The organism is Mesorhizobium sp. WSM4819 (genome assembly GCF_055811215.1).
The window spans coordinates 194362-214166 of sequence record NZ_JBVVQO010000007.1; the positions used below are offsets into that span (position 1 = coordinate 194362).

General features: G+C 63.1%; 18 protein-coding genes. 10 read left to right on the forward strand and 8 right to left on the reverse strand.

Annotation, left to right across the window (positions count from 1 at the left end):
* Positions 1-29: 29 nt before the first annotated feature.
* Both glyS and AC0L18_RS09535 read right to left on the reverse strand, forming a co-directional pair.
* Complete coding sequence (gene glyS, locus AC0L18_RS09530) at positions 30-2390, reverse strand: glycine--tRNA ligase subunit beta (protein ID WP_473491815.1); 2361 nt, start codon at positions 2388-2390, stop codon at positions 30-32.
* Positions 2391-2822: 432 nt separating this feature from the next.
* A complete protein-coding gene (locus AC0L18_RS09535) occupies positions 2823-3866 on the reverse strand; it encodes a glycine--tRNA ligase subunit alpha (protein ID WP_473491817.1) in 1044 nt (347 codons plus the stop codon).
* A 293-nt stretch (positions 3867-4159) separates the two neighbouring features.
* Between AC0L18_RS09535 and AC0L18_RS09540 the strand changes: the two genes are divergently transcribed.
* Positions 4160-5998, forward strand: a complete 1839-nt coding sequence (locus tag AC0L18_RS09540) for a patatin-like phospholipase family protein (RefSeq protein ID WP_473491819.1) — start codon at positions 4160-4162, stop codon at positions 5996-5998.
* Positions 5999-6052: 54 nt separating this feature from the next.
* On the opposite strand, the gene AC0L18_RS09545 is transcribed toward AC0L18_RS09540, so the two are convergent.
* The gene (locus tag AC0L18_RS09545) at positions 6053-7828 is read right to left on the reverse strand and encodes a tetratricopeptide repeat protein (protein WP_473491856.1); all 1776 of its coding nucleotides are present in this window, start codon (positions 7826-7828) and stop codon (positions 6053-6055) included.
* Positions 7829-8159: 331 nt separating this feature from the next.
* Between AC0L18_RS09545 and AC0L18_RS09550 the strand changes: the two genes are divergently transcribed.
* Positions 8160-9260 carry a helix-turn-helix transcriptional regulator gene (locus AC0L18_RS09550; protein WP_473491821.1) on the forward strand — a complete coding sequence of 367 codons (1101 nt, stop codon included), beginning with the start codon at positions 8160-8162 and terminating at the stop codon, positions 9258-9260.
* A gap of 158 nt (positions 9261-9418) precedes the next feature.
* Here AC0L18_RS09550 and AC0L18_RS09555 read toward each other — a convergent pair whose 3' ends face one another.
* On the reverse strand, positions 9419-10435 hold the full coding sequence (locus tag AC0L18_RS09555) for a polyprenyl synthetase family protein (protein ID WP_077381375.1): 1017 nt from the start codon (positions 10433-10435) through the stop codon (positions 9419-9421).
* Positions 10436-10597: 162 nt separating this feature from the next.
* On the opposite strand from AC0L18_RS09555, the gene AC0L18_RS09560 reads away from it, so the two are divergent.
* From AC0L18_RS09560 to moaB, 6 genes are all read left to right on the forward strand, one after another.
* The gene (locus AC0L18_RS09560; protein ID WP_023799382.1) at positions 10598-10822 is read left to right on the forward strand and encodes a putative signal transducing protein; all 225 of its coding nucleotides are present in this window, start codon (positions 10598-10600) and stop codon (positions 10820-10822) included.
* Positions 10822-11616 (forward strand): tRNA1(Val) (adenine(37)-N6)-methyltransferase, encoded by a 795-nt coding sequence (locus AC0L18_RS09565; protein ID WP_473491823.1) that lies wholly within the window; start codon positions 10822-10824, stop codon positions 11614-11616. Before AC0L18_RS09560 ends, AC0L18_RS09565 begins: the two co-directional genes overlap by 1 nt.
* Positions 11617-11702: 86 nt before the next feature.
* Complete coding sequence (locus AC0L18_RS09570) at positions 11703-12569, forward strand: S49 family peptidase (RefSeq protein ID WP_473491824.1); 867 nt, start codon at positions 11703-11705, stop codon at positions 12567-12569.
* 80 nt (positions 12570-12649) lie between these two features.
* Positions 12650-12835, forward strand: coding sequence for a hypothetical protein (locus AC0L18_RS09575; RefSeq protein WP_077381693.1), 186 nt, complete (start codon positions 12650-12652; stop codon positions 12833-12835).
* A gap of 25 nt (positions 12836-12860) precedes the next feature.
* Positions 12861-13763, forward strand: a complete 903-nt coding sequence (locus AC0L18_RS09580; RefSeq protein WP_473491825.1) for a 4-(cytidine 5'-diphospho)-2-C-methyl-D-erythritol kinase — start codon at positions 12861-12863, stop codon at positions 13761-13763.
* On the forward strand, positions 13750-14307 hold the full coding sequence (moaB, locus tag AC0L18_RS09585) for a molybdenum cofactor biosynthesis protein B (protein WP_128172011.1): 558 nt from the start codon (positions 13750-13752) through the stop codon (positions 14305-14307). Before AC0L18_RS09580 ends, moaB begins: the two co-directional genes overlap by 14 nt.
* A 40-nt stretch (positions 14308-14347) precedes the next feature.
* Here moaB and AC0L18_RS09590 read toward each other — a convergent pair whose 3' ends face one another.
* The 3 genes from AC0L18_RS09590 to AC0L18_RS09600 all read right to left on the reverse strand — a co-directional run bounded on the left by AC0L18_RS09590 (position 14348) and on the right by AC0L18_RS09600 (position 17002).
* Positions 14348-15175, reverse strand: coding sequence for an MBL fold metallo-hydrolase (locus AC0L18_RS09590; protein WP_473491826.1), 828 nt, complete (start codon positions 15173-15175; stop codon positions 14348-14350).
* A gap of 192 nt (positions 15176-15367) precedes the next feature.
* Complete coding sequence (locus AC0L18_RS09595) at positions 15368-16303, reverse strand: cyclase family protein (protein ID WP_473491828.1); 936 nt, start codon at positions 16301-16303, stop codon at positions 15368-15370.
* A 192-nt stretch (positions 16304-16495) separates the two neighbouring features.
* Positions 16496-17002: a glycosyltransferase gene (locus tag AC0L18_RS09600; protein WP_473491857.1), complete on the reverse strand. Its 507-nt coding sequence runs from the start codon at positions 17000-17002 to the stop codon at positions 16496-16498.
* 151 nt (positions 17003-17153) lie between these two features.
* On the opposite strand from AC0L18_RS09600, the gene AC0L18_RS09605 reads away from it, so the two are divergent.
* Both AC0L18_RS09605 and AC0L18_RS09610 read left to right on the forward strand, forming a co-directional pair.
* A complete protein-coding gene (locus AC0L18_RS09605; RefSeq protein WP_473491829.1) occupies positions 17154-18308 on the forward strand; it encodes a PA0069 family radical SAM protein in 1155 nt (384 codons plus the stop codon).
* 155 nt (positions 18309-18463) lie between these two features.
* A complete protein-coding gene (locus AC0L18_RS09610) occupies positions 18464-19159 on the forward strand; it encodes a ribonuclease HII (RefSeq protein WP_473491831.1) in 696 nt (231 codons plus the stop codon).
* Between the two features lie 207 nt (positions 19160-19366).
* On the opposite strand, the gene AC0L18_RS09615 is transcribed toward AC0L18_RS09610, so the two are convergent.
* Positions 19367-19805, reverse strand: a 439-nt coding sequence (locus AC0L18_RS09615) for a transposase (protein WP_473491832.1), incomplete at its 5' end; no start/stop codon positions are given.

Below are 19805 nucleotides of genomic sequence, written 5' to 3' on the forward strand. Positions count from 1 at the left end.
CGCGGGACGCTCGCCTGAACTGCCAAGCCTCAGCCGGCGATCTTCGAGAAATCTGCGACCTGGTCGGTCGCTGCCCGGATGCGCGCCAGCAACGCCAGGCGGTTGGCGCGCACGGCCTGGTCCTCATCATTCACAAGAACACGTTCGAAGAATGAATCAACCGGTTCACGCAACGCGCTAAGCGCCAGCATGGCGGCGGAAAAGTCTTCGTTGTGAATCGCTTGGCCGGCTTCCATCTCGGCCTGGTTCACCGCGGCAAACAGCGATTTCTCGGCATCTTCCCGGAATAGAGCCGGCTCAACATTTTCGGCGATCGTCGTTTTCTTCTTCTCTTCGGCGGCCAGAATGTTGGCCGCGCGCTTGGTGCCGGCAAGCAGGTTCTTGCCGTCCTCGGTGTCGAGGAAGGTGCCAAGGGCTTTGACACGGCGGACGATTTGCAGGAGATCGTCGTTGGACCGCGAAGCCCCCTCATCCGGCCGCGCTGCGGCCACCTTCTCCCCGAGGGGAGAAGAGGTAGCCAACGCCGGTGCCAGCCTCTTCTCCCCAGCGGGGAGAAGGTGGCCCGAAGGGCCGGATGAGGGGGCAGCGCCACCGGCCAACACCGCATCTATCAAATCATGCCGCGCGCCCTGGTCGCGGAGATAGACCTTTAGGCGGTCGTGGAAGAAGGACAGGAGGTCGGCGCTAAAGGGCCGTCCGGATGCAAGATAGTTCGCCATCTGGTAAGCGCGGTCGAAGTGAGATGTCAGCGCAAGCCGGACACGATTCTCGACCAAAATCCTGATCACTCCCAGCGCCGCCCTCCTAAGCGCATAGGGGTCTTTTGACCCGGTCGGTTTTTCGTCAATCGCCCAGAACCCGACCAGCATGTCGAGCTTGTCGGCGAGCGCTACGGCCAAAGATACGGGATCGGTCGGCACGCGGTCGGACGGGCCCTGCGGCTTATAGTGCTCCTCGACGGCGGCGGCGACCGAGGGATGCTCTCCCTGCAGCAGCGCATATTTGCTGCCCATGGCGCCCTGCAATTCCGGGAACTCGCCGACTACCTCGGTGGTGAGGTCGGCCTTGGCCAGGACGGCAGCACGCTCGGCGCGCTCGCGGAGATATTTCTGCTCGACGTCCAGATCGTCGGCGGACAGAAGCTTGCCATCGAAGAAATTCGGCTGCTTCGACAACGTGTCAGCGATCTCGCCAGCCAGCCTCTTGATCCGCTCCACCCGCTCACCCTGCGTGCCGAGCTTGGCGTGGAAGGTGACGCCGAGATGGTCGAGGCGGGCCATGCGCTGGTCGAGCGGCTTCTTGAGATCGAGCCCGAACTTTTCCGCCGATGCCTGCAACTGGTCGAGGTCGGGCAAATCGCCCTGGTCGGTTTTCCAGAAATAGAGCGCGTCGGAAAGGCGGGCGCGTACCACCTTGCCGTTGCCGTGGGCGATCTCCTTGCCGCCGTCGCTGGCCTCGATGTTGGCGGTCAGGACGAAGCGGTTGGAAAGCTCCTCGCCGGCGCCCTGCGGCCGCGTCACAAAACACTTCTGGTTGGCGCGGATCGTCAGCCGGATCACCTCGGCCGGAATGGCGAGAAAGTCCTGCTCGAATTCGCCCATCAGCACGACCGGCCATTCGACCAGGCCTGACACTTCCTCAAGCAGCCCCTCGTCCTCGACAAGGTTGAGCCCGTTGGCGAAAGCGAGATTCCTGGCGTCGGCAAGGATGATCTGCTTGCGCCGGTCGGCGTCGAGCACAACCTTCGCCGCCTCCAGCTTGGCGGCATAGTCGTCAAAACGGCGCACGCCGATGGCGCCCGGCGCATGAAAACGATGGCCGTAGGTGATGTTGCCCGAGCGGATGCCGTCGATCTCGAAATCGACGACCACCGGCTCCTCGGTCTCCGGGCCGAAGGTGCAGAGGATGGACTGCAGCGGCCGCACCCAGCGCAACGATCCCGGTTTCGCCGAGGCCGGCCCCCAGCGCATGGATTTCGGCCATGGAAAGTCGCGGATGATGCCCGGCACCAGTTCGCCGATTATCGTCTCGGCCGCCCGGCCCGGCTTCGAGATATGGGCGACATAGAAGTCGCCCTTCTTCGGATCGGCGTGGACATGCGCCTCGGCGATCGAGGAAAGACCGGCCTTGCGCAGAAAACCCTGGACCGCCTGTTCGGGCGCCTTGGTCGAGGGTCCCTTGATCTCCTCGCTTATGTCCTTCGAGCGCGCGGTCACGCCGCGAATGTCGAGCGCCAGCCGGCGCGGCGTCCAATATTCGCGCGCCGCCTCATAGGTCAGCCCGGCCTCGACCAAACCGTCCGTCATCATCTTCTTCAGGTCGCCCGCCGCCTTGCGCTGCATGCGCGCGGGGATCTCTTCCGAACGGAGTTCTAAAAGCAGGTCGGGCATAAATTGTGCTCACGCGGCGAAATGGTCCAGGCGGCATAGCAACTCGGCTGGTCCCATGCAATCGGCGCATCCACGGACGATTGCCAAAAATATGCCGCTGCCTGTCGGGCCAGAGCGGGACCATCCGTCCTTGGGTCAAAGATCTCCATGAACCGAACGCAGCGCTGAAGCGACCAACGCTCAGGCAGAGAACTATTGGCTGAACGACTATGAAGACGGCATCGACATTCCTGCAGATCCTCGCGCTCAGCGCCTGTTTTGCGGCGCAGGCTCATGGCACGTTCACGATGCCTGGCGTTAGACAGGCGCTGCGGACAATGGCTGGTTCCAGCGGTCAAGGCGTATTGCCAATCAGCGCTTCAGTCGAAATCGCAAACAGCCTCTGGAGCTAGAGCATCGGACCCGGCGGCACGTTCGACTTGTAAGTCGCCGCTAAGCCGCCAGTCCACCTGCCTGCGTCAGCAAAAACGCCTCGCCGCAGGCTTTCGCCAGATTGCGCACCCGCAAGATGTAGCTCTGTCGCTCGGTGACGGAAATCACGCCGCGCGCGTCGAGCAGGTTGAAGACGTGGCTGGCCTTGATGCACTGGTCGTAGGCGGGAAATACCAGACGGTGGTTCCCCTCCCCCTTGAGGGGGTGGCCAGACGCGGGAGGAGTCGCTGGGACCTTGCTTGCGGTGCCTTCTGAGGCGACCCCCTCTGCCCGCTCCGCGGGCATCTCCCCCTCGAGGGGGGAGAGGGGCGCGCCGGCATCGAGCAGCGCCTTGCACTCGGCTTCGGCGTCTTCGAAATGCCGAAGCAGCATCGCGGTGTTGGCGAATTCGAAATTGTGCCGCGAATATTCCTGCTCGGCCTGCAGGAAGACCTCGCCATAGGTCACCTTGTCGGCGCCGTCGCGGCCGTTGAAGTTGAGGTCGTAGACATTGTCGACGCCCTGCACATACATGGCCAGCCGCTCCAGCCCGTAGGTGAGCTCGCCCGCCACCGGCGCGCATTCGATGCCGCAGACCTGCTGGAAATAGGTGAACTGCGACACTTCCATGCCGTCGCACCAGCACTCCCAGCCCAGCCCCCAGGCGCCGAGCGTCGGGCTTTCCCAGTCGTCCTCGACGAAGCGGATGTCATGCAGAAGCGGATCGACACCGATGGCCGCCAGCGAGCCGAGATACAGTTCCTGCAGGTTGGGCGGGTTCGGCTTCAGGATCACCTGGTACTGGTAATAGTGCTGCAGCCGGTTCGGGTTCTCGCCGTAGCGCCCGTCCTTGGGCCGGCGCGAAGGCTGCACATAGGCCGCGTTCCAGCGCTTTGGCCCGAGCGCGCGCAAGGTCGTCGCCGGGTGGAACGTGCCGGCACCGACTTCCATGTCATAGGGCTGGAGAACGACGCAGCCATAGCCCGCCCAGTAGTTATGCAAAGTCAGGATCAGCCCCTGGAACGAGCGGCTGGGATGCATATGGGCTGGGATATCAACTGTCACGGCGCCTCGACGGGAAAGACGGGGATGCGGCCCTCCCTAGAGCGCCCACCGGCAAGCGTCAAGGCAAGGGGCCGGCCGCAGCCAGGGCAATCGGGTGAGTTAACGCGTGACATACAGCGAAACGGCAGGGACGTGGCGGCCTGATCGTGGCCCTTCCTGGGAGTTAGCGATGAGAGCGCCCAGCGATCAGTCCCGCGCTCAGCCGTCGGCGGCTCTCATGTGTGGTATCATCCGGCGGGGCGTCCAGCACCCTCGAGGAGACAAAAGTCGTGGAACCCCAAGGGATGGCTCAGATGTCCTCCGTCGATTCTCTTGCAGCGAGTTTATTGTCGGCGACATTGATGTTCGATCGGGCGTCGTTGCTGGCGCTCGAGGCTTTAGCTGCCGAATCGGACCGTCGGGTCCTGAGACGCGGTGAGGTTCTGGTTCGCGAAGGCGATGCGTCGGACAGGTTTTTCATCGTGCTGTCTGGACGCTTTACGGTACACAAAGGAGATTCGACTGGATCGGTCGCCGAGATCGCGCAGGGTGAACTCATCGGTGAAATCGGTTTCTTCGCGGGACTACCCCGCATGGCCACTGTCCTTGCAGCGCGCGATTCGATCGTCCTTGAAATCGGTCGCAATCATTTCGAGAAGGCGGCCGAGACATTGCCGAGCCTGAGAGAGGCGGTCACGGTATTTCTGGCGCGCCGGTTTGCCACCCAATCTCCCAGTTCGTCGCGTCTCAAGGAACCTGCCAAGATCCGAACGCTTGCGATCATTGCAGCCGGCGGAAGTCGCATCTCACCGGTGTTCATCCAGCACCTGCGGCAGGCGTTCGGCGCGGCCACGCGCGCTCGGTTCGTTTCCCGGCTTGACATCCAAGCGAAGTTCCCAGGTTTTCCGATCGACGACCAGCCGATCCTTAACTGGTTGAACGAACTGGAGGCGGAAGCCCAATTCATCGTTTATGTTGCCGATGAGGAACCTAATGAATGGACCCAAGTCTGCATTCGTCAGGCCGATACCGTCTTGTTGCTGGCCAACGCATCCTGCTCGCCTCGTCTGAACCCATCTGAGGAACTGACGCTATCGGTCCATCCGCCATCGACCAGTCGGCTTGTCCTAATTCACGACACCCGCTCGGCTGCGGTCTCCGGTACCTCTGCATGGCTCGATGAGCGACCCTATGTTGACCAGCATCATCATGTTGCGCTGGACGACGCGTCTGATTTCCAGCGCCTGGTCCGATTCATTTCGGGCAAGGCACTGGGCTTCGTGGCGGCAGGGGGTGGGTCCCTCGGCAGCGCTCATTTGGGCGTCTACAAGGCTTTCGTTGAGGCGGGCGCTTGCTTCGACTATCTCGGCGGGACAAGTTCCGGCGCGGCGATGATGGCCGGCTTCGCAAGAGGCTTGGATGCCGACCAGATCGACCGAGGCACCCACAACATATTTATCAAGAGCCGGGCGTTTCGCCGTCCCACCTTGCCGCATTTCGCGCTTCTGGATCACAAAGCGTTTGATCGGGCCCTTCGGCTGGAATACGGCGACGTTCTGATCGAGGATCTTTGGCTTCCGTTCTTTGCGCTTTCGACCAATCTGAGCAGCCGTCAGCCCCATGTCCACCGTCGTGGAAAGCTCTGGCACGCCGTTCGGGCGTCCGGCTCCATCCCGGGCGTCCTGCCGCCGTTCTTTACGGATGACGGCGATATGCTGGTGGACGGCGCTATCATGAACAATTTGCCGCTGGAGCAGATGAAGGAGCTCAAGACCGGACCCAATGTCATCGTGACCTTCGGGTCGAGTGCACCGCAGAAATACGACATAGACTATGACCGTATCCCCGGAGCTTCCGAACTGGCATTGGCCTTGCTGAACCCTTTCGGTCGTGCCCGCTTGCCTCGGGTTCCCAGCATCCTTCAGGTCATTGACATGAGCATGCTGGCACACCGGCCGCAGGACATTGCCGTCGGCGAAGAGGATATCCTGATCTGTCCGGAGGTTTCCAACACGATCAGCTTCATGGATTGGAGTCGGCATACCGAGTTGTTTTCGGATGCCTACGACCGTACGACCCGATGGATCGAGGAACAGAACGACTCAGGGCTCCGAGCGGTGCTCGGCACGGCTCACGATTATCATGGCTTATAGTCCAGACCCTTAGCGACAGCGGCGACGAGCCCGTATAATCGAATTCAGAAGTATTCAGCCCTTTGGCGCAGTCGTCGGTTCGGGCTTGACCTTCGGGGTTTCCTGCGCCGTGTTGGATTCGATCGGCGACAGGCCCTTCAGCAGTTTCTGCTGCAAGGCGGCGAGCACGCCGGGATCCGGCTTGAGGTCGCGAGCCTGGTTCCACTGGAAGGTGGCTTCCAATTTGCGGCCGACGCGCCAATAGGCATCGCCAAGGTGATCGTTGAGCACCGGATCTTCCGGCTTCAACGAAACGGCACGTTCCAATTCGCGCACGGCATCGTCGAATCGGCCAAGGCGGAAATAGGCCCAGCCCAGCGAATCGACGATGTAGCCGTCGCTCGGCCTGAGCTCGACGGCCTTCTGGATCATCTGAAGGCCTTCCTCGAGGTTCGTGTTCATGTCCACCCAGGAATAGCCAAGATAGTTCAGAACCTGCGGCTGGTCGGGGAACAATTCCAGCGCCTTGCGGAAATTCGGCTCGGCCTTCGGCCACTCCTTCAGTCGCTCATAGGCGATGCCGCGCTGGTAGAAAATGTTCCAATCGGCGCGGGTCGGGGCCTTCAGCATCGCCACCGCCTTGTCGTAGAGACCGGCCGCGGAGCGGAAATCCTCCTTCGAGGCATAGACGCCACCGAGCGCCTGATAAGCGCGCATGTCGTCGGGACGCGCTTCGACGAGGGCCTTCAGATGGGCGATGGCCTCGTCATAGCGGTCGAGATCTGCAAGGTTGAGGCCGAGCTGCAGTTCCGACAGCGTCTTCAGCGGCGAACCGGCCGGGATGCGGCGATAGAAGGCGATGGCGCCCTCGCCGTCCTTCAACTGCTCGGAGACGGCGGCGAGTTGGACGAGGGCCGCGTCGCTGTCGGGCCTCAGTGCCAGGGCGTATTGCAGATAGAGGCGGACGAACGGCTCACCGCCGCCGCGATTGAGCGCGGTGGCGAGATCGAGCAGAATTTCCGAGGCGCCGTCGGACGGGCCGGCAACGAAGGGTTCGATCTTCTCGCCCTTGGTGATCCTGTCGCGAAGCGCCGATATCTCGACCTTGCCGGGTGCAAATGCCTCGGCCTGATCGAGCACGGACAGCGCCTTGTCCTTGTCACCCTTGCGGGCAAGGAAGGAGGCATAGGCCTGCGCGTTGCGCATCCAGGTTTCGGGCGCGGCGGCGCCGGTCGCGGTGTCCTGCAAGGTGGCGGCGTAGATCGCATCCGCCTTTTCGGGCAGGCCCGAGGCATCGGCGATAAGCCCGCGATGGAAGGATTTGAACAGGCCGAACCAGTCCGGGCCCTGCAGCTTTTCGATCGAGGCCATGGCCTCGCCGGGGTCGCCGGCGCCCTGCTTGGCCCAGCCGGTCAAGACGCCGGAGATCAGCCGGTCGAGATCGGATTCGAGCGAAAGCTTGAGCCAGTATTCGGCCTTGGAAAAGTCCTTCTGCTGAAAGGAGCCGACGGCCAGCGCCAGGCGCGAGAACCGCTCGACGTCGGGAACCGTCTTGAGCTTGTCGGCATAGACCAGGGATTCTTCGAAGCGCCCCTGCGCGATCAGCGACAGCATCAGGCTTTGCTGCAACGAGGTGTCACCGGGAGCGAAGGCGAGCGCCTGCTTGTAGTAGGCGATGGCGCTGTCGAGATCATTGTCGCCTTCGGCGACCCGCGCGGCAAGATAGGCCCCCGAGAACGACGTGATATTGACTGGCTCGGTGGTCTCTTTGGCATAGGCGGGCAGACCGGAGACCGCCATGCCCGTCACAATTGCCAGCCCTGTCAGCCAGCGCGCACATCCTTGCCGCATCATATCCCTTTCAGTCGAAGCCATACCCGCGTCAGCGGGATCGCCGTTGACTCGATCTTTTCCACGTTAAGCATGGCCTTTTTGGGGTGAGGCTTCAACCCGGCCCGAATTCACAATCGGGTAATGCTATCAAAAACAACACGGAAAGGCGCCAAATTGCGACCGTCGACCGCGATTTGCCGGCCTGACGCGCTGCCGGCCTGTCCTGCTGCAGCATCGGCGCCGCGATGCCGTAAGCGATCCGTAAGCGGCGTGCGTCGATAGTTTCCGCAGCGGAATGACGCGTGGAACCGTGCAGATGGATGCCGTTGCTTCGCCCAGGAAGATGCCGATGCTGGAAATGCCGCAGGGCCAGCAGGCCTTCGCCATTGTCGATCGAATCTACGAAGCGGCGTTCGCGACCGAGCTGTGGCCGGAGGTATTGGCGGCGGCAGGCGCGATCTCCCGCTCGGCAAACGGCGCGATCTTTGTAGTCAGCGATCATTCGCCGGTCCGCGCCATCACCGAAACGCATCTCCAGCCCTTGCTCGACGAATTCATGAAGCGGGATACTTGGCGGTTTTCCGAGAGCGTGAAGCGCATGTGCGCCGCGCAGCCAGCAAGCTTTGTGCGGGTCGATAATTTCATCACCTGCGAGGAGATCGAGCGCGATCCCGTTCGCAAAAGTGCCACCGCGTTTGGCATCGGGCCGCATCTTTGCACAGCCATCCCCATGCCTGGCGGCGAGCTTGTCCTTTTTGTCTTCCAGCGCTGGCTGAAGGACGGGAGTTATGACCAGGCCGCAATCGATCTGTTGAACGGACTGCGTCCGCACGTCGCACGGGCCGGCCTCGTCGCCGGGCGCCTGGGTCTGGAACGGGCCAGGAGCGCGGTATCCATTCTCCGGGAAATCGGGCTGCCGGCCGCAATCATGAGTGGATCGGGCCGTGTGCTGACGGCCAATCCGCTTTCCGAAGGCATGGCGGACGTCTTCCTTCCCACAGCCCATGGTGGTATGGCGATTGCCGATCAAACTGCAAACGCGCTTTTCCAGCAGGCCATCGCGCAGAACCGGGATAACCGCGTCGTGCGGTCCATCCCGGTTGCGGCCATCAAAGGGCGGCCCGCGCTGGTCATTCAGCTGTTGCCGCTGCGCCGCGCCGCACACGATATTTTTTCGGGTGCAGACGTATTGGTTGTCGCAACCACGGTCAGTACCGGCGCCACTGTTCCGTCGCCCAATGTGCTTTCAGGCCTGTTCGACCTGACGCCGGCGGAAGCCCGGCTCGCCGTCGAGCTGGCCTCCGGCCATTCGGTGCAGGAGGCGGCCATGGAAATTGGCATCGCCGTCAAATCGGCCCGCACCTATCTCGAGCGAATCTTCCGGAAAACCGAAACCAGCCGTCAGAGCGAGCTCGTGGCGCTGCTGAAGAGCGCGTGGTCATTTTCATGACCTCGACAGTTTGCCGGGCGCGCTGACCGTCACGGAGCCCTGCCCTGCTGCTAACCATGCTGCTGCGGAACGTGCATGATTTCACCGCCGCAATGGTTCATCGGGGAAGACCAAAATCACGGGCCGGCACCGTGCCGGCCAAATGGCGGCGATGTCTCTCAGTTCACCCGGCTGATGCAGAAATCGATGACGTCGAGCAGCGCCGATTTCTGCGGCGTCGCTTCAAGCGGCGCCAGCGCGTCGCGGGCGATCTCGCCGAAATGGCCGGCGCGCCCGATGGTGTCGGCGATAGCGCCGTGGCGGGTCATCAATCCGATCGCCTTTTCCAGCCCGGCGTCATCGGTGACATTGTCCTCGATGGCGCGCTTCCAGAAGCTGCGTTCGGCCTTGGTGCCGCGCCGGTAGGCGAGGATCACCGGCAGCGTCACCTTGCCTTCGCGAAAGTCGTCGCCGACATTCTTGCCCAGATCCTTGCTGGTGCCGCCATAATCCAGCGCATCATCGATCAGCTGGAAGGCAAGGCCGAGATTCATGCCATAGGAGCGCAGCGCCGCGCGATCGTTTCGCGTCGCCTGGGCGATGACCGGACCGACCTCGGCGGCGGCCGAGAACAGGGCAGCGGTCTTGGCCTTGATCACCGCGAAATGCTCATCCTCCGTGGTTTCGAGGTTCTTGGCGGCGGCGAGCTGCATCACCTCGCCCTCGGCAATGATCGAGGCGGCGCTGGACAGGATGTCGAGCGCTTCCAGCGAACCGACATCGACCATCATGCGGAAAGCCTGGCCGAGCAGGAAATCGCCGACCAGCACGCTCGCCTGGTTGCCCCAGATCATGCGGGCGGTCTTCTTGCCGCGCCGCATGCCGCTCTCGTCGACGACATCGTCGTGGAGGAGCGTGGCGGTGTGCATGAACTCGACTGATGTGGCGAGCTTGACATGGCCCTCGCCGGAATAGCCGAACATCTGCGCTGAGGCGAGCGTCAGCATCGGCCTCAGCCGCTTGCCACCCGAAGAGATCAGGTGGTTGGCAATCTCCGGGATCATCTCGACGTCGGAACCCGCCTTCGACAGGATCAATTTGTTGACGCGCCCCATATCGGCCGAAGTCAGGTCGATGAGATCCTTAATGGAGGCGGCTTCCCGCTTTCCGTTTTCGATGTTGAGAACGACACCCACGACAAACTCCCGTCTTATGTCACGCGCACGACGGCACCCCGATACCGCCGCAGACTCTAGGGCGCTACCCACAGGCACGGCAAGAGGCGATTTGGCGCGGTCGAGGTGGCGACGGAAGCCAGCCACGTTTACATAGACGCTGCAACCTGCGAGTTTCGTCCTATGATAGAGCTTATCCGCACCAACGACGCCGTGATCATCTCCTTTGTCGAATCGCTGATGCGCGATGCCGGCATCGGCTGTTTCGTCGCCGACCAGAACATGAGCGTGCTCGACGGTTCGATCGGCATCCTGCCCAGGCGCATCATGGTCGAAGCCGACCAGGCCGATGCGGCGCGGCGCATCCTGACGGATGCCGGCATCGCCAACGAGATGCGCCAGAAGTAATGTCCGCGGCGCGCGCCACCCAGGACACGCCGGCCCATACGGTCGATGCTTTCCATCGCGGGCGATTCTGGCTGGTGCAGCCGAAACAGGCAGGCCATCGCGCAGGCATGGACGCCATGATGCTGGCGGCTTCCGTGCCGTCCTCCTTCGCCGGGCGCCTTGCCGATTTCGGCGCGGGTGCTGGCGCCGCAGGCCTGGCCGTGCTGTCGCGCTGTCCTGATGCCGAGGCCGTGCTCATCGAACGGTCTCCGGAAATGGCGGCCTTCGCCGCAACGACGCTTGCCCACCCCGGTAATGCGCATCTCAACGACCGCGCCTCGGTGCTCGCCGCCGACGTCGCGCTGTCGGGCCAGGCACGAACCGCCACCGGGCTTGCCGACAATTCCTTCGATTTCGTCATCATGAACCCGCCCTTCAACGCCGCCGAGGATCGCGCCACGCCCGACCCGCTCAGGAAGGCGGCGCATGTGATGGAGGACGGGCTGTTCGACAGCTGGATCCGAAGCGCGGCTGCCGTGGTCAGGCCGCGCGGCGGTCTTGCCGTGATTGCCAGGCCAGATCAGCTCGGCGCCATCCTCGATGCGATATCAGGCCGCTTCGGCGACGCCGAGATGCTGGCCGTCCACCCCCGCCCCGAGGCAGCGGCGATCCGCATCGTCGTCAGGGCAATCCTCGGCGCACGCGGAAAACTGTCGATCCGCCCGCCGCTGATGCTGCACGCGCAATCCGGTGACGGCCCCACGGAGCGGACCGAGATGATCAACAACGGGATGGCTTCGCTGTTCGGCGACTGAGCCTTTTTGGCCGGCTCCGCGTCGCGGCATTGCCGTTGGCCGGCGAATCCCTACATGCCTGCAAGCCAATTTTGACCGGAGACCCCGTGAAACGCTTCCTGAACCGCCTGCTGCCGAAATCCTGGCGCTCCGACATCGTCACCATTCCCGTCATCCGGCTGCACGGCACCATCATGCCCGGCGGCGGCGCGTTCCGGCCGAGCCTGTCGCTGGCATCCACCGCCGGCCCCATCGAGAAGGCGTTTTCCTTCGACGCGCCCGCGGTCGCCATTTCCATCAATTCGCCGGGCGGCTCGCCGGTGCAGTCGCGGCTGATCTTCAGACGCATCCGCGACCTGGCGACCGAGAAGAACAAAAAGGTCCTGGTCTTCGTCGAGGACGTGGCAGCGTCGGGCGGCTACATGATCGCGGTCGCCGGCGACGAGATCTTTGCCGATCCGTCGTCTATCGTCGGTTCGATCGGCGTGGTGTCGGCCTCGTTCGGCTTTCCCGAGCTGTTGAAGAAGATCGGCGTCGAGCGCCGCGTCCATACGGCCGGCCAGAACAAGGCGGTGCTCGATCCGTTCAAGCCAGAGAAGAAGGAAGATATCGAGCGGCTGAAGGCGCTGCAACTCGAGGTCCACGAGACCTTCATCGACCTCGTCAAGGACCGGCGCGGGGCCAAGCTCAAGGACGACCCGGACCTGTTCACCGGCCTGTTCTGGACCGGCAAGAAGGGACTGGAGCTCGGCCTTGTCGATGCGCTCGGCGATATGCGCAGCGTGCTGAGGGCTCGCTTCGGGCCGAAAACCCAGCTCAAGCTGATCACGGCGCCGCGCGGCCTGTTCGGCCGCTTCGGCTGGTTCGGCTCAAACAGAGGCGGCTTTTCGGCGCCCGAGATCGCCGCTGCTGCCGCAAACGGCGTGATCGATGCGGCGGAAGAGCGCGCGCTGTGGGCGCGCTTCGGGCTTTGAAAAACCGGCGAAAGCGTTTAACTTAAAGCTTGATCGGCCCGACGGGCGCCGCAGTCGGCCTTGCGAGGGAGGAGTTTGACATGCCACAGATCATTTTCTTTATCGCAGTCGGCCTGCTCGCCTATTTCGGCTATCGCTCCTTCGTCAGGGAAGCCGAGCGCGTGACGGCCAAGATACGGCGCACCGAAAAGCAGGCTACCAACGGCACAATGGGCACGCTGGTCAGGGACCCGAAGACCGGCGAATACCGCCTGGCCAAGGACTGACATCATCCCCCTCGTGGCTGAGACAGTGGCTTCCGGCAATAGGGTCCGGGCATTGCATGCGCATGCCAAGATAAATCTCGCGCTGCACGTCACCGGCAGGCGCGCCGACGGCTATCACACGATCGAGAGCCTGGCGGTGTTCACGCGCTTCGGCGACCGGGTTGACATCGAGCTCGCCGACAGCGACGGGTTTTCCGTGTCAGGCCGATATGCCTCCGCAGTCCCGCTCGACGACAGCAATCTGGTCGTGAAAGCGCGCGATGCGCTGCGAAAACAGGGTGGTCCGCGGCATACGCCGCCGGTCGCAATCAGGCTCGAAAAGAACCTGCCGGTCGCATCCGGCGTCGGCGGCGGCTCGAGCGACGCCGCAACGGTGCTGCGCGGGCTGGCTGAGACATGGCGGCTGGACCTCGACGATGCCGACCTGGCGCGGGTCGGCCTCTCGCTGGGCGCCGACGTTCCCATGTGCCTTATGGCAAGGCCGCTGATCGCGTGCGGCGTCGGTGACGAATTGTCGGCCGTGCCGAGCTTTCCCGCACTCGGGCTGGTTCTCGTCAATCCCGGCACTGCCATCGTCACGGCCGATGTGTTCAATGCGCTTCCCCATCGCGACAATGACGGACTGCCGCCGCTGCCGCGCGACCTCGACTTCCACAGCATCCGCAATTGGCTGGAGATCACCCGCAATGATCTCGAGCCTGCGGCACGGGCGATCCAACCGGTTATCGGCAAGGCGCTTTCGGTGCTTAACAAGGCCGGAGCGGGGTTCGCGCGAATGTCCGGTTCCGGTGCGACCTGTTTTGGGCTGTTCGAGACCGGCAATGTCGCCAAGCGGGCCGCAGTCGATATCCGCAGCCGCCATCCCGACTGGTTCGTCGCCGCGACGCGAAGCATGACATCGGAGCCTGACGCATATGGCCAGGATTGACGAGAGCCGTTCCTTCATTCCCGTGCGCATCGCGGTGCTGACCGTTTCCGATACGCGCAGCCCTGCCGACGACAAATCCGGCCAGGTGCTGGCCGACCGCATCGTCGAGGCCGGCCATATTCTCGCCGGCCGCGACATCGTCACCGACGACCGCGAGAAAATCCGCGACAAGGTTCAGAACTGGTCGAGGGACGAAGCGATCGATGTCGTCATCACCACCGGCGGCACCGGTTTTACCGGCCGCGACGTAACGCCGGAGGCGCTGGAGCCGATCTTCGAAAAGCGTATGGACGGCTTTTCCGAAGTGTTCCACCGCATTTCCTACGACAAGATCGGCACGTCGACGATCCAGAGCCGGGCGACCGGCGGCGTCGTCAACGCGACCTTCGTCTTCGTGCTGCCGGGTTCGCCCGGCGCCTGCAAGGACGCCTGGGACGGCATTTTGAAGCCGCAGCTCGACTACCGGCACATGCCCTGCAACTTCGTCGAGATCATGCCGCGCCTGGACGAGCATCTGCGGCGCGGCGGCACCAAGACAAGTTAGCAAGAGCCCACGCATGGCGGATTGGATCAAGCAGAAGCGATCAAACACCTTCGAGGATGATGATCGTGGGCCGGTCGGGCAGCGTCTTCAGTGAGACCGTCAGCGATCGGCCGGCGAGGAATTCCACCGCGAAATCATCGCCCATCCTGCCTGTGAACTCGCTGATCGGGGTCGCATGGCGATGCATCGGCAGGATCATCGAGGAATAGAGCCGCGCGGTGATTTCGGTCATCCGGTCGAGCGACAGCGTCATGCCGCCGTCGATAGGCACCATGAGAATATCGAGACGGCCGATGGCGCCGTAATGCGCATCCTCCAGCCGGTGGTGCAGATGGCCGAGATGGCCGATGCAGAGGCCAGCCACTTCGAAAATGAAGATGGAATTGCCGTCCTTGCCAAGATCGCCGCCATTGCGGATATCCGTCGGCACGTTGCGGATATAGACATCGTCTACGACAAGCGCGTGGCGCGCCGGACCGCCGTCCGGATTCCAGCCGCGCAGCACATATTCGATGCCGGGATCGACATGGTCCGAATAGTGGGTGCGGTGGGCCTTGTTCATAGTCACGACGCGCGGCAGCGGGTCGGCGCCATAGACGCCGGAAAAGTCAGTGGCGATCCTGACGCCGGAGGGTGTCTCGATCACGTAGGTCGAATGGCCGGCATAGGTGATCGTAACGTCGCCGTCGACGAAAGCCTCGGCCAGCCGAGACGTCTGCGCGTTTGGCGCCGTGAAGCTGGCAAAGGTGGCCGACGGCAGCGCTTCAGCGATCGCAACGCATCTCGACGGCGGCGGCTCTTCCTGGGCCGACGCGGCGAACGGCCAGAAAGCCACAGTCAGCAGAACAAAGGCGGACAGGCGGAGCAAGGCTGTCTCCCGTGGCAGGATTGGCGCTCATGCCACGATAGCGCTAGCAATTGTGATGGCTATCATCGGGACAGTCACGTTTTCGCGAGCGCCGGAGGGCTGGTCGTCTGAACCTTATGTCCCGACTTGCGCCACAAATCGCGTGGAATGGGACGTGCCACGGCCCTGCCGCCCCGATGATATCCTCTACTATCAGGGCGTCGGGCGGAAGACGCCGTTCTCGTCGCGCTTGAGCGGCGCGGTTTGCCGGGTAAGCGGCGCACCAGGCGCTTCGGTTACCGAGACGCCCTCGGTCCAGTCGGCGGGTGCAATCGCGATGTAACGCGCGTATCCGCCTGACCCGCCGAGCGGCTTGGCGAAGCCGATTGTGACCAACGCGCCGGCCTCTGGCACCTTGTCGAGATTTGCAACGCCTTCTGCCTGAGTGAAGTCGTTGTGAAGCAGCCAGTGTTCGCCTTCGAGATTGGGCGTGGTGTCGGTGTCGAGCGGTTCATGACCATGAAACAGGATCTTCCGCTCCAGATGCAGGAATTTCAGTGCGTCCAAACTGACGCCTGGAAACGGTTTTTGGTTGAAGCGCGTGGCATCGGACCATTTCTTGTACCAATCCGAACGCACGAAGACGACTGAACCTTCCGGTATGCGGCCGTGCCGCTTTTCCCACTCTTCGATGTCGGCGACCTGGAGGTGATAGCCTTCGTCAGCCTGCACCTTGCCGCTGATGTCGATGACGACGAGCGGCCGCACGGCATAGGTGGCCGGCAGGTCGCTGATCGTTGCGCCGAGCGGATTCCAGTGGGAGGGCGGATCGAGCTGCGTGCCATATTGGTCCGTCGTCAACTCGTAGGCGCTCGCGACAAAGCCATGCTTGTCGTAAGTGAACTCTTCGCCGGCCTTGACGTAGCCCTCGATGTCCTTCCCGGCGACAGCCGCCTTGAACCTGGCGTTGGCGAAGCCCGGCCATACCGGCTGCACCGGCTCGAAGGCATGGGTCAGATCGATGTACTTGGCCGATTTGAGCGTGTTCTCATAAACCGACCAAAGCGACAACTCCTGCGCCACCGCGATCGTTGGCACTGAGCAAGCGGCTGCCAGCAAGGCGATACGAACGAATTTGGATACATTCATCTGCGATCTCCCCGAAATGTCGCCGAGTATCGCGAGTTTCCCGCAGGACGACAAGCATATGCATTCCTCCGACGAATCGCGCCAATGCGGATTCCATCATGTCCGGCCATCACCGCATGCAGGAGTTCGTCGGAACTACCGCAGCAAACGACGCGACCGTCCCTCGCCCGCTTGCCGGCAAAGAAACGACCGTCACTTCACCGGCGCCACCCAGATCTCGGCGTCGAGCCGCTTGGTCGCAAGGCCGCGGGCGATAGCTTCGGCGCTGCGGGCATTTTTCGATAGAGCCGCGGCCTGACGCTTGCTGATCACCAGCCCTTCGGCCAGTGCCCGGTTTCCCGAAAACACCCGCGACAGGAACGGCACGCGGTTGCCGCGCGCCCGCGAGAATCGCGCCGGCATGGTTTGCCTGGCGGTGTGGGCGACGACCTCGTCGATCCAGCCCTCGCCCAACCGCGCGCCCGGCTCCAGCAGCAGCAGCCAGTCGCCCTTGGCCTGCCTGATGCCGGCAGCAATGCCGCCGCTCGCCACATAAAGGCAGCCGGCATGTTCGGCAACGCGGTGCGTCTGGTCGGTCGAGCCGGTGTCGCAGACGATAACGTCGCGCACCACGCCCTCGACCGCGCCGCCGATCAGCGAGGCGAGCGTGCGGGCAAGTCTTTCCTCGTCATTCAGGGTCTGGATGAGAACGCTGAGCATCGTTAGCCGAATAGCGGAAAGCCGGGCGCAGCGCCAGTTCTTGCGTCGCTTCATAAAAATGTTCTTGCTTTGTTCCATCGAATAAAATAGGATTATTTTCATGAACAGAGCGATTCGACAGCCAGCCGACAGTCCCTGGGAGAGGGCGAAAATGGAACAGATCGTGCGTGCCGACATTGCTGCCTTCGGGGCTGGAAGAGCCGAGATGGCCAATGCAATGATCGAGGAGAGTGGCGTCCGTATCCGTCCGGAGCGCAATCGCGGCCGGTCCGCCCGCATCAACCCGTCCGGCCGGTTCGAGCCGGTCAGCCGGCATGTGTTCGACGATGGCTGGAATTCGCTTGAGGAGCTGCCGCCGTTCAAGACCGAGGTGCAGGTCGAGAAGCCGCGCACCATCGTCACCCGCAACGAATCGCCCGACATTTCCTTCGACCGCTCGATCAATCCGTATCGCGGCTGCGAACATGGCTGCGTCTATTGCTTCGCGCGGCCGACGCACAGCTTCATGGGCCTGTCGCCGGGACTGGATTTCGAATCGAAGCTGTTCGCCAAGCCGGATGCGGCGCGGCTGCTCGACAAGGAATTGTCGAAGGACGGCTACCAGCCGCGCACCATTGCCATCGGCACCAACACCGATCCCTATCAGCCGATCGAGAAGCAGTACCGGATCATGCGCGAGATCCTCGAAGTGCTGGAGGCGCGCGGCCACCCGGTCGGCATCGTCACCAAATCCGCGCTGGTGACGCGCGACATCGACATTCTGTCGCGCATGGCCGAACGCGGGCTGGCCAAGGTGGCGCTGTCGGTGACGACGCTCGACCGTATGCTGGCCAGAACGATGGAGCCGCGCGCGTCGACGCCGACCAAGCGGCTGGAGGCGATCAGGCAGCTTTCGGATGCCGGCATTCCGGCCTCGGTCATGGTCGCTCCGATCATCCCCGGCCTGACCGATCAGGAGATGGAACGAATCCTCGATTCGGCACGTGCGGCAGGAGCGCGCGAGGCCGGCTACGTCCTGCTGCGCCTGCCGCTGGAGGTCGCGCCGATCTTCAAGGATTGGCTGCTGCGTCATTATCCGGACCGCTACCGTCACGTCATGTCGCTGATCCGCTCGATGCGCGACGGCAAGGATTACGATTCGGAATGGGGCAAGCGCATGAAAGGCTCCGGCCCCTATGCCTGGCAGATCGGCCGGCGCTTCGAGATTGCCGCCAAACGGCTTGGCCTCAACGCCGAGCGGCGGTCGCTCAGGACCGACCAGTTCGTCGCCGCAGCCAAGGCAACCGAGCAACTGATGCTGCTTTGAAGACATCGTCTGCCGCCGACGCCGGCGGCAGATGAAAAAATCCCGTCCGGCCTGTCCTGTCCCCGGGCTTGCAGACGGTGCCCTCCGGGTCCGGTGCCTCACCCGACCCGGAGGGGCTTGCGGAGAATCGGAGCCGATGCGAACCTCGCCGCAACATGGCTCGCGCGCGTTCTGATTCTCCGCTTCTCTTCGAAATCGTTGAGAGACCCGATTTCTCCTTCGAGACGAAGGCGATGGCCGAAGGCCTGTGGCCGGTGGCGGGAATGGACGAGGCTGGGCGCGGCCCGCTGGCCGGACCGGTCGTCGCGGCAGCGGTAGTGCTCGATCCCGCCAACATTCCCGACGGTCTCGACGATTCCAAGCGCCTCAGCCACCTGCAGCGCGAGGCGCTGTTCCTGAAAATCCTCGGCTCCGCTCTTGCCGTGTCGATGGCGTCGGTCAGCGCGGAAGGCATCGATGGCAGCAATATTCTCAAGGCCAGCCTCGAGGCGATGCGCCGCGCCTTGGTCGGGCTCTCGGTGCAGCCAAAGCTGGCCCTGGCCGACGGCCGCGACGTGCCGCCCGGACTGCCATGCGAAGGCAGAGCGCTGATCAAGGGCGACCAGCGCTCGCAGTCGATCGCCGCCGCCTCGATCGTCGCCAAGGTGATGCGCGACCGCATGATGTGCGGCTGCGGCAGCCATCACGCGCATTACGGTTTCGAGCTCCATATGGGCTACGCCACGCTCCGCCACCGCACGGCGATCGAGGCGCATGGACCGGTGGCGCGGCTGCACCGCGCGTCCTTCGCACCGTTCCGGCTTGGCGGAACCGAAGTGCTCGACGAAGAGAGTTTTTCCGGTCTGGATTGAGCGCTTTCTCCCCCCTTTGAGGGCATATGCGCTAAGATAGCTTCGGCATGGACTGAAATTTGCGCTTTCGTGGTGGTTCACGCCATCGATGTCGCAAGGCATGGAGATTTTGGCGCAGGGTTGCCAAGGGAGGTTGAGCAAAGATCGCTGCGATCAGAGAGGCGACGATCTGGCGGGTAGCGCGCCACAGCAGCGGGCGTCCGTCGCTCAAGGGGGAGAGACACCCAACTCCTGCGAGAGGGGTTCGGTCACAAGCGCGATGAGGAAGTGGGCAAGAATCCAAGGCTTTGCGATCCTTGGGTCTTTGGCGGGAGGCGCGCGCAGTCCGATCAGGCTCTTCAGACGCTTGAAGGCGAGCTCGATGCGCCAGCGCATGCGATAGAGCTTGAGAACTGTGCCGGAGGGAAACTCCTCCTGGTCAAGCGAGGTCACAAGGATAACAAAGCCGGCAGCAATCAGCGTCTCCGGTTGAACCTGCTTGCCCTTGGCCTTGGCTTCCTTGTTGATTTTGCGCCGCGCTTCTTGTGTCGCGGCCTCGGATTTGCGCAAGGCGATCAGGCGCATCTTCAGGGCTCGCCCTTCTTGAGGCCCAGCCAGACAGGCGTTTCGATGACCTCCTCGCGGCAGCTCTTCAGGTGGCCGATGA